The organism is Pseudomonas sp. 31 R 17, from assembly GCF_900004915.1.
In the GTDB taxonomy this organism is placed as follows: domain Bacteria; phylum Pseudomonadota; class Gammaproteobacteria; order Pseudomonadales; family Pseudomonadaceae; genus Aquipseudomonas; species Aquipseudomonas orientalis_A.
In genome coordinates, this window is record NZ_CVTN01000065.1 from 267691 (window position 1) to 282934 (window position 15244).

Consider the following 15244-nt stretch of genomic DNA (forward strand, 5'->3'; position numbering starts at 1 on the left):
CATGGGATGGGCGCGGGCTGTGTCGGCGGTAACTATTCAAAGTGCGTTGGTGTAGAGGGAATTCCCAGGCGCTCAAGTCGCGCCCTATGAATAGGGTTGTGCCTGAGGAATGCGCCTCCCACGGGGGCAGGAACCAGGGGCACGACTGGTTCCGGCTCGCGTGTGCAATGGGGGTGAGGGTTAAATCCCGGCGGCAACCATGGCCTCGCGGGTCAGGCGGCGACCCAGTTCCCGTTCGTCGTAGAAGCTCTTGAGAAACAGGCTCAAGTACACTTCTTCCGTCATGGGCTCGCCGGTCAGGACGTGCTCATCGGGTACATCCAGCGCGTCTGCCAGATAGAGCAGACGCTGCCGGAGTTGGGTACTGGTGGCCGAACTTTTGCGCTCCGGCGGCAGTTGTTCGTGGGCGGCCCAAGCGTTTTGAGCCAGGCGCAAGTCGTCGATGCTTTCACTGGCCTGTTCATGCTGGCATTTGATCTGTCGGAACGCCTCGGGCCGGGTATTGAGCAAGTAGTCGCTCCAGAAATATTGCTCAAGCATTTGGTTCACCAGCCCGTCGCCTTGCTCCTCCTTGATGACCTTGTCATAGGCATTTGCCAGTTGCCAGGCTGCGACCTTGCCGGCATCGCGGTACAGCATGTGGTCCGCCAACCAAGGCAGATCCAGGCGTTGCTTCAAGCCGGTCTGGTAGGCGCTGTACACTTCGACTTCATCCAGGGTGCCTGCAACACCGTCGACGATATCGGTGGTCAGCCGCAAAGGCGGGCCTTCGCTGCCATCCTCATTGAGTGTGGGGGTGTTGAGGCGAGTCTGGATATCTTGTCTGGCAATCTGGTTGACCTTGTCCAGCCGGGCCTTTTGTCTGGCCAGCCGTACCAGCGCATTGGTCCGGGCTCGAGGGGTGGGCTCGCGCCATGCCTCCAGCGTCATGGCTTCGATACCCATGGCGTTGAACAGCTGGGCGCCCGCATCGGCGCAGTGGGTCGGCATGGCGCTCAGGTTGAACAGCGCGGTGCGGGTTTGCTCGTCACTGTCGGCGGCCCTCAGCAGGCGCAAGACATTGGTGCGCAATTGTCTGAGGTTCTGGTTGTAGCGCACCAGGTCGGCCGGGTCGTGGACGATGTCGGGGGCGGGTTGTCGCTGGCTTCTGATGACTTCAAAAAAACCCTGTGAGCCATGTTCCCGTTCGAGATCGTCCCAGATTTCCTGCCATGCCGGGCGTATTTCGGGTGTCAGGTGTTCGAACCAGAATTGGCTGTCCAGCTCGCCTCGGGGGGGATAGGTGCGATAAGGATCCAGGCCCGCTGCGCGCCGGTAACTGACCAGCCGATCCTCGGCGTCCTGCTCCAGCTTGTTGTTGTCCAGGCGTGCACGTGTCACCAGTTCGGCTTGCGCCGAGCCGGGCTCGACGCTCGGTACTTGGGTGATCGGTGTATTCAGCAAATTCAGGTTGAAGTCGGGAGAGCGGGGTAGCTCGAACAGTCCTATGGGCCAATCGCGGATTTGCGTGTTGTTGAGCGCCAGCACGCGCAACTCCGGCATGCGGCTAATGTCCGGCGGTGTGACCAAGTGTTCATTGTGCGAAAGGATCAATACCCTGAGGTGGTGCAATTGCCTGAGCTGTTCCAGGTTCTGCGCACGCCAGCGAATCGGGTTTTCGGACAGGCCCAGATGGGTGAGCCGACGCATACCGCTGATGGCCGATGGAAAAGTCTTCAGGTGCTTGCCGGTGATATCCAGCGTACGCAGGTTAGGGAAGTTGTGCAGGAACGGGCTGTCTGCATCAGTGAAGTCGGTGCCTGCCAGGTTGAGGTTGGTGATGTGGTTCAGCGCGGTATCCAATCGGGGAAAGTTTTGCACAAACCCGTAGATGGTTTCTCCGCGCAGGTCCAGTTCGCTACCCACTCGGCGCTCGCCGAAATCCGTCTCGTACCCGCTGGCTGATTGCTCCCAGCTGCTCTGTATGAGCGCAGTCACGCGCTTCCTGAATAACCGCTCCGGGAGTGTTACGCGACGTCTGCGGGTGCCGGCAGCTGGCTGATCCTGCCAATTCTTGAGTGCCTTGAGCAGGTCTTTTTTCTGGGTTTCAAGCTCAGTGAGCAGACGCTGCCCCTCGGCCGAGTTTAGCGACAGGGCATAGGCCGTTATATCTTCTTCGCAAAGCGTCGGATACAGAGACTTGAGGCGCTCGTCCACGCTGGCGCGGCCCAGTCGACGGCGCAGGGCGCTGAACATTGGTTTTTGCAGCAGCGGTTGGATCTCCAGAGGGGCGACTGGCAAGACCGGCGGTTCGGCCAGCACCGTGCGGCGTTCGGCGGGTGGTTGCAAGGTGCGTGTGAGCCACTGGCGCAACGCCTCGCCATCACCCGGCGCAAAGCCCAGGGTGCCAGGGGGTAAGGCTTGCAGTACGGCTTCATACAAATCCCGGGTGCTATCGACGCTGGCGTCGTGGACGGTATATCGCCCTGGCGCTGTGCGTACCAGCAGTGTATCGGTCGCCGCCTCGTCCGAACCTACACGGCAACGCAGGTGCCCATTGGGCACTTGCTCGCGGATGCTCAGGCGCAGGTCGCCGAACGCATCACTGTGGATTCTCAACGCGTTGAGCAGCAGCCGTTCGGTATCGGGTGTGGGCGCGTTACCCTGGAAGAAACCTTCGTAGGCGTGGGTGGTTCGCGCTTCGAACTGTAATTCCCTGGCCTGATGCTTGAGCCGTAGCGGGAGGCGCTCCTCGTCGTTCATCAACTGTACTTCCGCCGGGCGGGCCTGGTTCAGTATCACGCTGGCCAGGGTGTCGGGCAGTTCGGGGAACTGGCGTTGCAGCAGTAACCCGTGGGCGCTGTTTGACTGGCGTTTGAAACCGTACAGGTGCTCGAAGATGTCGTCCTTGCGTGTGGCGACGTAAAGGCTCAACTGTTCACGCAGGGTTTGCGCTCGCGCGTCGTTGTCGGCGGGCAAAGGCTTGCCGACTAGAGCGGTAAGCTCGGCTTCGTCCAGAAAGTCGACGACTTGTGGGGTTAGCCGGCCTGCCAGTAACGCTTCACGGCTGATGGCCAGCGTCGACTCCTGCGGTGCCTGCATTGCGCCGTGGTGCATCGGCTCGCCGCTCAGGTCGGCTGCTTCGAACACCGCGATGGCTTTATCGGCCGGCCAGCCAGGCATTCGCGTAACCATGTCGGCGGACCAATAGGCGGCTTCACCGTTGTCGGCGGAGGGTTCGCCGAGTGTGTCGATGTGCTGGCGCAGTTCGAAGCGATTCAGGGTATCGGCCAGCAGCGGCGGCGGTGCCTGGTTTTCGGCGTACATATGCCTCAATGCGCCGGGTTCGGTACCACTGATATCGCATAACTGTTGCAGGCGTGCCTGCGGCCAGGTGGCGGTGATGGGGCTCAGGCGCTGAAGCAATTGTGAGTCGTCCCAGGCCCTGGGTTCTTCGCCCTCCAGCACCACGGCACCCTGACCGTTAAGCTGCACTTCAGGACGATAGGCATCGGCGCGTTGCGGATGGATGATCCGGTGGCGGCCGGTGTCGGGGGACTGGCTGACTTCGTAGTGTTTGTTTTCCAGACGCAGGATTTTTTTGCCGGCGTGCGAGTGAAACCCATGGGCATCGGGTTTCGAGCCAGGGGCCAGCGTGACGGCTCTTTGTTCATAGGGGCTCAGGTCCGCATGCCATAAACGGGTTTTGCCGTCAGCCAGCGTCACAGGCTTCAAGCCCTCGACAAAGCTGGAGAGCTCAAGGTGAGCCAGTTGCCCGGCAGCGCCGAACGCGATCAGTTGCACCACGTTTTCCGTCACCCCGGCCACATGTTCAATGGCCTCTACGCCTCGGCCTTCGGTCCAGTCCAACAGCCCTTCGAACACCTCGTCGGCAAGTTGGTAAGCGGTATAGGCCAGCATCAGTTCGCCCAGAAACGGAGCGAAGGGGGTCACCACCAATAGCGCTGCGTTGAGAATATCCGCGAGGACTTTTTCCAGATTGTCCCACCAGGCCCAGCGTGCCATGCGGTCGGCGTAGGCGGTGGAGACGGCCAGTTCACGGGCGTCGTTGAGGATTTTATTGAGGCTTCGCCGATACAGATGTTCCCACAGCGGCGTGCGCACACGCTTTGCGCTGAACTGCAGGTTGGGGTTGTCGATGGGCGTCTCACGCCAGGTTGGCTTCGGATCGCCGGGTGCGTGCTGATGCCATTTCACCTGGCTCAAACGCGTGCCCAGCTGGTTGAAGAAATGCCCCTGGTACTGGTGCTCGACAAACCGGCTGAAGAACTGCTGATAGTCGAGCTGCTGCAATTGCCGCGTCAGTGCCTGCATGAACGCGACCGTGGAGGCATAGCGCTTGAGTGGGTGCTGCGGGTCGTCCGGGATATAGGCGATCACAGGCGATGCCTGGCGACTGACTTCCAGGTCGGCGGCAATCAGTATCACGCCGCTCAAGGTGGCGTCCATCAGGCTCAGGTCATGGCAGTGCGCGATCTTGCCGTCGAGCGTCAGGTGTTGCTGGCCCTTGACCAAACCTGTGATCAACGCGTGATCCAACGCCTGGATATCGCCCCTGATCAACGCCATGCGCGCGGCCACCGTGAGGGCGGCCTGCTGGTTGAGCGCCACCCGAGCGCGTAGAACACCTTCGACCACCGGAGCGGTTCGGCCGAGATAGTGCTCAAGGTGCTGTTGATACTGCGCACCGATGTCCAGGCCGCGAACCAGCGCTTTGAACTGCTGGATCGACAGCCGGGCTTTCAGGGGGAGGACTTCGAAATGGCCCAGGGCGTCAGGCAGGGTGATAAATTGCGAATCGGCGGTGAACGCCTCGCTGTCGGCAAAGTTGTGCAGTGCCGCGTCCAGCAGCGACAGCGTGCGGCTTTGCACACCGCCGCCCACATCCATGACCCACCATGCGCGGTCGGCCGGGGCATAGAGCCGCAGGCAGGTGCTGCGGACATCGACATCGAGGTTGTATTGCTGTTTCAGCGCGGCTTTTAACAACGGCTCGGCGAAACCTTTGACGTCGGTGACCGGGGCGAGTTTCTGGTCAATGAGGGTTTGGGTTTTCCACTGTTCGGCAATCGCGGTTTTCAATAATTGATGCTGGTGGGGCGAGGCACTTTTGTACCAGGCCGGAACAGCCTTGCGGCTGGATTTCAAGGCGCCTGCACGTGATACCGACAGCTTGGTGATCCAGTCGGGCAGGGCTTCCCGAATGACTTCGTAGTGCTGGCCTTTATCTTCGTGCATAGCGGGCGAAATGGTTGTCATGGCGTAGTTCTGTCGTGGGCAGGGCACTCAGGTTAGGCTCGCGCAAGGGCGCTCTGGGCAGTATCAGTCTATCGACACCGGGTGTCGGGCAGCCTGTAGCGTCGATGGCTCTATCACACCGAGAAACCCTGTCATGACATCGTCCGAGCCTGGCCCAGCCTCTCTGCGCCAGACCCATATTGACCAAATCGAGATGCTGTTCCGCGATCCGCCGTCATTGCTCGAGGTGGCGCAAGAGGCTGCCCAGGCCTATCTGGACCAACATTTTGCGACACAACAGTGGAGCGCCGGCCTGATCCATATCGGCACACCCACCGCTGGCAGCACCGCTGCACTGCCGTTGTACGCTTACCAGCCTTTGCCCGAGTTACTGGTGCAGCGTTTGGCCAACGCCACGCCGACATTGCTGGTTGAGCACTATCAGGTCGTGGTTCGGCGGGCTCGCGAGATGTTTGTGTCGAGTGGGCCGACCCTGGCTGAGTTGGAGAAGCTGATCAATGAGTGCGGCGCCGTGCTTCTGTCGTCTTTTTCCAATCGCCTGCAAACGTGGTGGCGTGAGCCCCTTCCGATAAACATGGTCCGTTGGGGCTATCTGTCCGACCACCTGCTGGAGTTGCTCTACGACTCACCGCCCCCCCCTGGCATGGACGCAAAACGTTTCGCTGCGCTGTTCCCCAAGACCCTGTTGCGCCCAGTGCGGCCAACACCGCAATGGAGCCTGCATGGCGGGCCGTTGCGGGTGCATACCGTGCACCTGCAAGGGGGCGATCACACGCAGATACTGCCGCTGCTGGTCTTGAGCCATGCCTCGACCACCGTGCTGTTCAGCCCAGCGAGCGGTCTCCACATGCTTGATAGCCTGGACGACATCGGCGCTCTGTTGCCGGCTTACACGAGCCCGGTGTTGACGGGGGCGGCTGACCAGTGGTTCGTCCTGGAGGCTCAAGGCGACCCGCTCGATGCCTTGGCGTCGAGTTACCTGGCACGCCAACTGCTGGAGATCGATAGCATCCAGCGTACTGTGCCGCGCACGACGCAGGCGTGCCAGGCGCTGCTTGATTACATCATTGATCCCAGGCGTTGGTTTATCTGTGAACTGAGCGCCTCCCAGCAGCGTTTACGCCAGGTCATGCCTGGGTGGTTGGCCCAGGCGGACCCTGAGGACAGCATCGCCTACGCCCAGTTGTTGCAGCAGTGGGTGTTGCTCCAGCATCAAAGCGGGGCAGCGCATTTTCTCGAGGGTATCGAGTCGATTACCCGGTACGCCGACCGCCAGTTACGGCAGTGTCTGAGGGCGCAACCGGGGGCGAGGAACCTCCAGCCGGGGGACGTTGTGCTGACCTTTGATCGAGTGGTCGCCGCAGCTGTGCCCTTGCCGGGCGGGTTCATTGCCGCCGAGGTGGACCCTGTCACTGTGACGCTGACCGAGTTGGCCCTGGAAAACCTCTCCGGCTTCCCGCACACCCCCAGGCGCATCATGCTCAATGACTCAGCGGCACCGGCCTGGCTGACGTACAGCCTGATCAAACGCTGCGTGGGTGAGGCTGATGTGGGGCAAACCTATCCCGCCCTGTTGAAAAACAAGCTGATCGACGACCTCGCTGAGGCTGCCCGTCGTCGGCAACAGTTCAGCCGGCAATTGCGCGTACAACTGCCGATGTTGGCCTTGGGATCGAAGATCAAGGGCGAGCACGGTATGACCTACAGCGGCTTTCAGCGGGTGCGGGCGGCGCTGCAGGCGAGGGCCTCGGAACGCATGGCGGGGGGCAAGGCCGTCGCGCTGTGGCCGCTGGCGTTCAAGGCATCGGCCGATGCCAACCCGGATGTGGTCGTCAATATGTTCATCATCGGCCCGCTACAGGGACAAAGCGGTCCGCACCTGTTGTACCGGCCATTGTTCAGCCCGATGCTGCAGGAGTATGAATCGTTGGCGGCCCTGTTCACCGCGATCAAGACCCCTGGCGCGTTGCAGGACAACGTACTGACCTGGATCGCGCCAGCACGCCAGGGGGTATATGCCAATAATGGCTTTCACGAACCGCATATTCGCCACTTTTTGCCTGGCAATGAATTCACCGCGTATGAGAAACCGGCGCCCGTTCAACTGAGTAAACAAGTGGTCGCCACCGACCCGGCGCACCATGTGTTCAGTGCCACGGCCAGTGCACTGGTGGCCCTGGCCGATCGTCAATCGGTGTCGAATGCGGAGCAGCGATGGGCTAACTTGAAGAGCGCCGGTTGGTTGCTGTTCGGCACTCTGCTGCCATTTCTGAACGGGCCGTTGGCGCTGGGCGGTTGGTTGGTTCAGTTGGTGGACAGTATGCAGCGCGATATCGAAGGGCTAAGCAGTCACGATGGTCAAGCGAGGAGCGCCGCGCTTATCGACATGCTGGCAAATCTGATGGTGATCGTAGCCCACCAGGCCACGCCCCAGGATGCCCTGCACCCTTTGAATCTGGAGCACCCGGTGTTTGCGCCCCTGGCACGTGTCGAACCGCAGGTCGCGGGCGCAATCACCGTGCCGCTCAAGCGGATTCCCACGCCTGAGAAGTTCCAAACGCCCGTGCTCTGGGTCAATGGACGCCAGGTGTTGAACACGCAACAACAGGCGTTGATCCAGAAATTGTGGCTGAAGACGTTCCCCAAGCCGTGGCCTGTGGCCCTGGAAAACGCCGAGTCCAGTGGCCCGCTACAGGGCTTGCGGCGTGATACGTCGAATGTTGCGCAGCAATGGCAGGCGTTGGTCCAGGGGGCGTTGTATCGGGTGCAAGTCAAGAAGAGCGAGGTCCGGGTGATCAGCGCCGATGGCACCATTCTTGGGCCTTGGCTCAGGCATCTGGGCCAGGGTCGATGGGACTTTGACTTGAAACTTCGGCTTGCGGGCGGCAATGCCGACGACGCGGCTGAGCATACCCTGCAGGCACAGCCGGCTGCCCTTGCAGCCCTTGAGGTTGACTATAAAAAAGCGCAGGCCGACCGCGCCAGGGCGGACACCGCGATGCACCTGGCACACACGTTGGCAGCCCGGCCCGCCGGGCAAATCACCGACCCGCAACGTGTCCAGGCGTGGGAGCGTTACGGTCGGGAAATGAGCAACAAGTTTCAGCATGCACAGCGGGAGTTGCAACTGCTCAAGCGCCTGCGGGAATTGGCCCCGCGCCCTGGCTATGAGGAAGAACTTTGCGACGTGTTGGCGTCAGTGATTCTGACCGCACAGTTATTGGATACACAGTATCGACGACACGTAGTGGACTGCAATGCCAGGCTCAGGCCGCTGCTGGACCGGCTGAGCGAGGAAACCCCGGAGGAGGCCGAATCGGATATCAACCGTCAGGATCACGCCAAGCTGGGCAGCCTCATGCGTGAGTTGGCGGCCGTGCAGGAACAGGGCATCCGCTGGCGCACCCTGGAGGCCGGGTATCTGGAAGAATTGAGCCGTGTTCCCCGGCTGGGTCGGGATAAGGCCCAAGGGCTGAAGCCGGCCGGGCGCCCTTTGATTCAGGATCTGCAAGTCTTGCAACTGACGACCTTGTGGGGAATTTCCATCGATGTTGCGGGACCTGAGCTCAGCGACGATTTCTTCGACGCTGTCAGCGAAGCCGTCAAGCGTGCACGCCGTGCCACTCGCTCTCTGGCGGACTTGCAACAGCTGCAAACGACGCACGCAGAACGCATTGAACTGCTGAAGAATATTGACCACGTCTATGCGCAAGTCGACGATCAAATTGAATTCTGGCGTGCGATGGAACCGGAAAAATTCGATTTGGAGTACCTGCAAAAACTGCAGGAGCTGCTTGCCAGCCTGCACCAACAGGTCGAAAAAGAACTGGTGAGCCTCTTGCAACCTGAACCCCGGACAGAACGGCCTGCTGCACCCGCCCCAGTGCCCCAGGGCACCCGGCGTAAAAAAATTATCCGTACGCGTAATCACGATATGTATGTGGCGCAGATCAATGAAGCCACGGCAGTGGCGCCCGCCACCGCAGAGCTGCACGAGGCTGGCGGCGAGCTGATCGGCACGTTTACCGAGGCCCGGGACGGGGTTTGGGAACCGGTGAGGTCGACGCCCAAGCCTGATGCGCAGCTGGGTAGCTTGCTGAAAAAGGGCCAGGCGCTGCTGGATGATGAACGTAGAGCGATCCAGCAGGTGGAGGCGTTGATCGAGCGGGCAAACGATCCGTCTTCCCTGGAGTACCTGCTTGAGGCGCAGGCCAATACCCGACGCTGGACCGCCGAGGCGATTGACCGCAGGCGTCAGGGCATGGAAACCGTTCGACTGGTGGCTGTGCAGCAAGCCAAGGCGCTGGCGATGGCGCGTGACCTACGGCTGGCTGAGGCCCGACTGAAGGCCGCCGGGTTGGCGGCACGGATTAAAGCGACCCGACTGCGACCCACCACTCAGGATCACGTCGACTTTCTCAAGCGCCACAATGAAGTGCTCATTTACCGCAAGGGGCAGCGCGTACTCCTCAAGGACACGGCTGATGATTACCTGCAGGTGTATGTGGTTGTTGACGCGAGCAATACCGACCGGGTTTTGTGCTATGCCCACTTCCACTACAAAAGGCTCCACGGGCCGGATGATCATTACGAGGGCGATCCCCACCTCAAGAGCCCCGAGCAGGAGCGACTGGGACGCCAGGCCCAGGCTCGGGTCGAGGCCGAGGCGTTCATACGTATGCGCAGTGGCCAGACCGGACGTGTGCGCCAGACCCTGGAAATTGACCGGGCGAAGATTACGCGGCCTTTTGCCCGAAGCCTGTTTTTTAGTGTGGACTAGCCACGGGCCGACACAGGGTCTGGCTGCCCGGCTTCAAGTAAGGCAGCAAAATCGGCGCCATGCCTTTGAGCACTTGCACGGGCAGCGCCGAGGTGAACGTAAAGTTTTGAGCCGAATTGCCCGGGACGAAGGCGGTGAGCGTGCCGAAGTGGCGATCACCGATATAGAACACAAAGGTGGCGGTGCGGTTGATCGCCCTGGAGCTTAGCACTCGGCCGCCGGCGCCGATGGCTTCGATGCGGTTGTCGCCGGTTCCGGTCTTGCCGCCCATGGCCAGTGGTGTGCCGTCGTCCAGCTTGAAACTGCCGGCCAGGCGTTTCGCGGTACCGGCATCCACCACTTGGGACAAAGCGCCCCGCAGGGCCCGCGCCACTTCTATAGGCATCACCCGCTTGCCCTCGGCCGGGTCGTTGATCACTCGGGTTTCATAAGGCGTATCGGCGGCAAAATGCAGGCTGTCGATGCGTACTGCCCGCAGGCGCACGCCGTCGTTGAGGATGATGCCCATCAACTCGGCCAGGGCGGCGGGGCGGTCGCCGGAGCTGCCGATGGCGGTCGCCAGGGACGGCACCAGATGATCGAAGGGATAACCCACGGCCTTCCAGCGCTGATGGATCTCCAGGAACGCTTCGATCTCCAGCATGGTGCGGATACGGCTGTCGCGCGCGCGCTGATGGCGGCTCTTGAAGAGCCAGCTGTACACCTCCTGGCGTTCGAACTGGCTGGCGTTGACCACCTCGCCGAAGGTCGCCTCGGGATGGTTGAGCAAGTAACCGAGCAACCACAGGTCCAGCGGGTGGACCTTGGCAATATAGCCCTGGTCGGGCAAATCATAGGCGCCGGGGCCGTAGTCTGTGTACAGGCGCCGCAGGCGCTCTTCGGTCAGTTTGTCACGGGTTTTGGCATCGCCCAGGCGTGAGCGCACAAAACGGTTGAACGTGTCCTGGTCAGCCTCGGGAAACAGGTAGCGGTGCACGGCGCTCAGGCGGATCGCCGTGGGGTGCAGGCTGTCGAGAAAGGTTTCCAGGCGCGCCTGGGTGTCTTTCTTCTGGTATTTCTTCCAGAACTTGAGCAGGAACGTGGTGCCTTCACGGTCGGCAAATTGCGCCAGGTATTCCTGGCGACGGGGCTCGTTGTCGTCCTTGAGCAGTTGCGCGCTGTTGTCGGCGCCGGTGTAGGTGGTGTAGCGCACCAGATCGCGCATCAGGCGAATAAACGGCAGGTTGATCGACTCACGCAGGGCGTCGCGCAGGGTCGGGTTGCGGCCGTTGTCTTCGTTGCGAAAGTTGTGGAAGCGGTGCAGGCCGCCGCCGGTGAAAAAGCGTTCGCCGGGGCTGGCGGAATAGGTGCGGTCAAGGGCGGCGTCGAGCATCTGCGCCAAGGGTTTGCCGGGATTTTGCAGCAGGTAGTCCACGGCCCAGCGACTGAGGCGGTCTTGTTCGGCGATCTCGACTTTTCTCAAGGCCGCGGGCGCGACGTTGACATAGCGCTCATGCAGCTCGGCGATGATTTGCAGGTAGGTGGTCAGCACTCGCAGCTTGGCGGTGGAGCCCAATTCCAGCTTGCTGCCCTCATTGATGTCGAACGGTTGGTCGGTGTTGTCGGTCTGCACGCGCACGCGGGCGCTGTCGCGGGTGCGCTCGAACAGGGTGAAGCTGTAGCGCACCTGCGGCGTGCTGGCAGGGGTGAGCAGGCGTTCGCCCAACAGCCCGATCTGTTGGGCGTAGGCGGGGTCCGCCAGTTGCTTGAGGTAGGCGGTGACTTGTTCCTGCAAGTCGCCCTGCAGCGTGCTGGTGGCTGACAGGTCCAGGCGATCAAGGTCGTACAGCGGGCGATCGAGCAGTGCGCCCAGGCGGCTGCGGGCCATGCCGATGCCTTTGTTGGCCTCGATTTTCTGCGTGGTCGGTTGCTGCTGCCAGTCGCGATAGCTGACCTGGCTGGCCAGCGCCGCTTTCAATAAACCAGGTTCCAGCAGCCCCTCCTGCGCCAGCAGCCGCAGGTGACTGTCGGTCAATTGCGCGAGCTCGTCGCGGCCCTTGCTCAGGTAATGCGAAGGACGACGCTGGGCGATCATCAGCGACAGCACTTGGCGCAACGCCAGACCCCGTGACGCCAGACCGGCCGGGGTGTTCGTGGTGTCGGCCAGGGCCTGGTTGACCTGGGCGAAGTCTGCGCCGTACCACACCCGCAACCCCTCGGCCATGCCGTGCACTTCACCGTGGCCCGGCACTGCCGACAGCGGCACGCTGTTGAGGTAGTCGCGCACTATATTTTGCCGGGCCGGCAGCGTGTCGGTACCGTGTTGATAGGCGCGCACGCTGGCCGACAGCATCTGGCGCAGTTTTTCGCTGCCCGACAGGGTCAGGCCGTCCGGTGAATGGCGGTACTTCTCCAGCTGCGTCGCCAGGGTGCTGCCCCCTGCGGTCTGCCCCGGCAGGTGCAACTGGCGCGCCACCTGCGACCAGGCGGCCTTGGCAAAACGCGGCCAGTCCACCGCCGGGTTGGCCTGGGCCGGTTCGGGGTCGAGCAGCGCCCGGTTTTCGATGAACAACAGGCTGCGCACCATCAACGGCGGCACATCGCTGAACTGCGCGTAAAGCTGCGTCGGGTAGTTGAATTGGTACAACGGCGCGGCACGGCAATCGGTGATGTTCAGCCCGGCCTGGATTTTTTCTGCATAGGGGATAAACAGGCCGTGACCGCTGTAGTTCATCAATGCCGTGGAGAAGCGCGCCTGAGACTGGATCACGTAGTTGCGCTTGAGCAGGCGCGGCAGGAATTCGCCCAGGGCGCTGTAGCCCAGGCGCCGGTCGAACGGCCCGGCACCGGGATACACGATGGCATCGCTGGCACCGGGCTCCACGCGATAGGTCAATTGTGACGCCCATTGGCTGAGCATGCGCGCCTGCCAGCGGGCGCTGTGCATCTCGCGTAACGCGGCGAACCCCAGGGCGGCCAGCGCCAGCAGCAGGATCAGCCAGAACAGTCGACGCCATGGCCGAGGCGGTCTGGATTTTTTCGGCAATGGGGCGGGTGACGGGCTGTCGGCTTCAGCCTGATGCGAGTCGGTCTGCCACAGTGCGCCCATAGTCGATTGATCCATTCCTACAGATTGATCGGACTTGTCTGAAGCGTAGACGCGAATTGTCTGATCTACGAAGTTTGTCGATGGGCCCGCATGCCACGGGTTTGTCCGAGGTGTCTGGACCCCGGCCCGTTATGCAATACTCTGCGCCGTTTCGCGCGCAGAAGGCCGTCCCAGACGCTTGGTGCTTGCTCCGTCCAAGCGCTTTTTCTCGGGGTATATCGCCAAATTTGCCTGTTTATAGAGTGAAATACCCTGGCGCGCGCTTTTTATACTGCATGCCCGCTGACCTGGCCGCTGACACATGCCAGGCGGGTTTGCCCACGAGGCAGGCCCGGTCAAGGCGGTGTATTTGCCTACCTGCAGATACGCCGACGCTCGGTGGTCAAATCCAATAACAAAATGAGGTTGTATCCCTATGCCTGTCGGCAAACCCCTGCCCCCTGGCGAGACCGTCCAAGGCGGCCCGCTCAAACGCGAACTCGGTGAACGGCATATTCGCCTGATGGCGCTCGGCGCCTGCATCGGCGTCGGCCTGTTTCTCGGCTCGGCCAAGGCCATCGAAATGGCCGGCCCGGCGATCATGCTGTCCTACATCATTGGCGGCCTGGCAATCCTGGTGATCATGCGCGCCCTCGGCGAAATGGCCGTGCACAACCCGGTGGCCGGTTCGTTCAGCCGTTATGCCCAGGATTATCTGGGCCCATTGGCGGGCTTTCTCACCGGGTGGAACTATTGGTTCCTGTGGCTGGTGACCTGCGTCGCGGAAATCACTGCCGTGGCGGTGTACATGGGCGTCTGGTTTCCCGACACACCGCGCTGGATCTGGGCCCTGGCGGCGCTGATCAGCATGGGCACCATCAACCTGATCGCGGTCAAGGCGTTCGGTGAGTTCGAGTTCTGGTTCGCCTTGATCAAGATCGTCACCATCATTGCCATGGTGATCGGCGGCGTCGGCATTATTGCCTTCGGCTTCGGCAATGACGGCGTGGCGGTGGGCATTTCCAACCTGTGGGCCCATGGCGGCTTCATGCCCAACGGCGTACAGGGCGTCTTGATGTCGTTGCAGATGGTGATGTTCGCCTACCTGGGGGTGGAGATGATCGGCCTTACCGCCGGTGAAGCGCGCAACCCGCAGAAAACCATCCCCAGCGCCATCGGTTCGGTGTTCTGGCGCATCCTGCTGTTCTACGTGGGCGCGCTGTTCGTGATCCTGTCGATCTACCCGTGGAATGAAATCGGCACCCAGGGCAGCCCGTTCGTGATGACCTTTGAACGCCTGGGCATCAAGACCGCCGCAGGTATCATCAACTTCGTGGTGATTACCGCCGCATTGTCGTCCTGCAACGGCGGCATCTTCAGTACCGGGCGCATGCTCTACAGCCTGGCGCAGAATGGCCAGGCCCCGGCCGCGTTCGGCACCACATCCAGTAATGGCGTGCCACGCAAGGCGTTGCTGCTGTCGATTTTCGCCTTGCTGTTGGGCGTGCTGCTCAACTACCTGGTGCCGGACCAGGTGTTCGTCTGGGTGACCTCCATCGCCACCTTCGGCGCGATCTGGACCTGGCTGATGATCCTGCTGGCGCAGCTCAAATTCCGTAAGGGCCTGAGCCCTGCCGAGCGGGCCGGTCTGCAGTACCGCATGTGGCTGTACCCGGTCAGTTCCTACCTGGCGCTGGCGTTTTTGCTGTTGGTGGTGGGCTTGATGGCGTACTTCCCGGACACACGGGTGGCGTTGTATGTGGGGCCTGCGTTTCTGGTGCTGTTGACGGTGCTGTATTACGTGTTCAAGTTGCAGCCGACCAATGCGGCGGCGCGTTCCGCAGCCTGAACCCTTAGGCTGAACCGGAGCCGGGAAATAGGGGAGCAGGCTTGCCCTGATGCCAATCAGTTAGCGCAGATCCCCTGTGGGAGGGGGCTTGCCCCCGATGGCGGCCTCAGGACCGACCAGGATGTTGGGTCGATCCGGGCCCAACTGTGGGAGGGGGCTTGCTCCCGATGGCGGCCTCTGGGCCGACCAGGATGCTGGATTGGGTTGAGTACATATCCGTTTCTGCGGTAACGGCTGCTAATGGTTCCGCTTTTACAGCGGCTCACTTTTGAAAAGCGCAAAAGTAAGC

4 protein-coding genes are annotated in these 15244 nt (G+C 61.7%); 2 read left to right on the forward strand and 2 right to left on the reverse strand.

The genetic code is table 11. From position 1 onward, the window contains the following. Positions 1–180: 180 nt before the first annotated feature. Entirely contained in the window at positions 181–5259 is a 5079-nt protein-coding gene (locus BFP89_RS13445) for a dermonecrotic toxin domain-containing protein (protein ID WP_065885960.1), read from the reverse strand. A gap of 133 nt (positions 5260–5392) precedes the next feature. On the opposite strand from BFP89_RS13445, the gene BFP89_RS13450 reads away from it, so the two are divergent. After that, entirely contained in the window at positions 5393–10039 is a 4647-nt protein-coding gene (locus BFP89_RS13450) for a hypothetical protein (protein WP_065885961.1), read from the forward strand. On the opposite strand, the gene BFP89_RS13455 is transcribed toward BFP89_RS13450, so the two are convergent. Beyond that, positions 10026–13127, reverse strand: coding sequence for a transglycosylase domain-containing protein (locus tag BFP89_RS13455; protein ID WP_065885962.1), 3102 nt, complete (start codon positions 13125–13127; stop codon positions 10026–10028). The two genes, BFP89_RS13450 and BFP89_RS13455, sit on opposite strands and share 14 nt — an antisense overlap. Before the next feature lie 415 nt (positions 13128–13542). Here BFP89_RS13455 and BFP89_RS13460 point away from each other — a divergent pair, with 415 nt between their 5' ends. Next, positions 13543–14955 (forward strand): amino acid permease, encoded by a 1413-nt coding sequence (locus BFP89_RS13460; RefSeq protein WP_065885963.1) that lies wholly within the window; start codon positions 13543–13545, stop codon positions 14953–14955. The last annotated feature ends 289 nt before the right edge of the window (positions 14956–15244 follow it).

What these genes read in the sequence shown, in the direction of transcription:
- BFP89_RS13445 (WP_065885960.1), bottom strand. Translation starts at nt 5,259, where the DNA reads ATGACAACCATTTCGCCCGCTATGCACGAAGATAAAGGCCAGCACTAC.
- BFP89_RS13450 (WP_065885961.1), top strand. Translation starts at nt 5,393, where the DNA reads ATGACATCGTCCGAGCCTGGCCCAGCCTCTCTGCGCCAGACCCATATT.
- BFP89_RS13455 (WP_065885962.1), bottom strand. Translation starts at nt 13,127, where the DNA reads ATGGGCGCACTGTGGCAGACCGACTCGCATCAGGCTGAAGCCGACAGC.
- BFP89_RS13460 (WP_065885963.1), top strand. Translation starts at nt 13,543, where the DNA reads ATGCCTGTCGGCAAACCCCTGCCCCCTGGCGAGACCGTCCAAGGCGGC.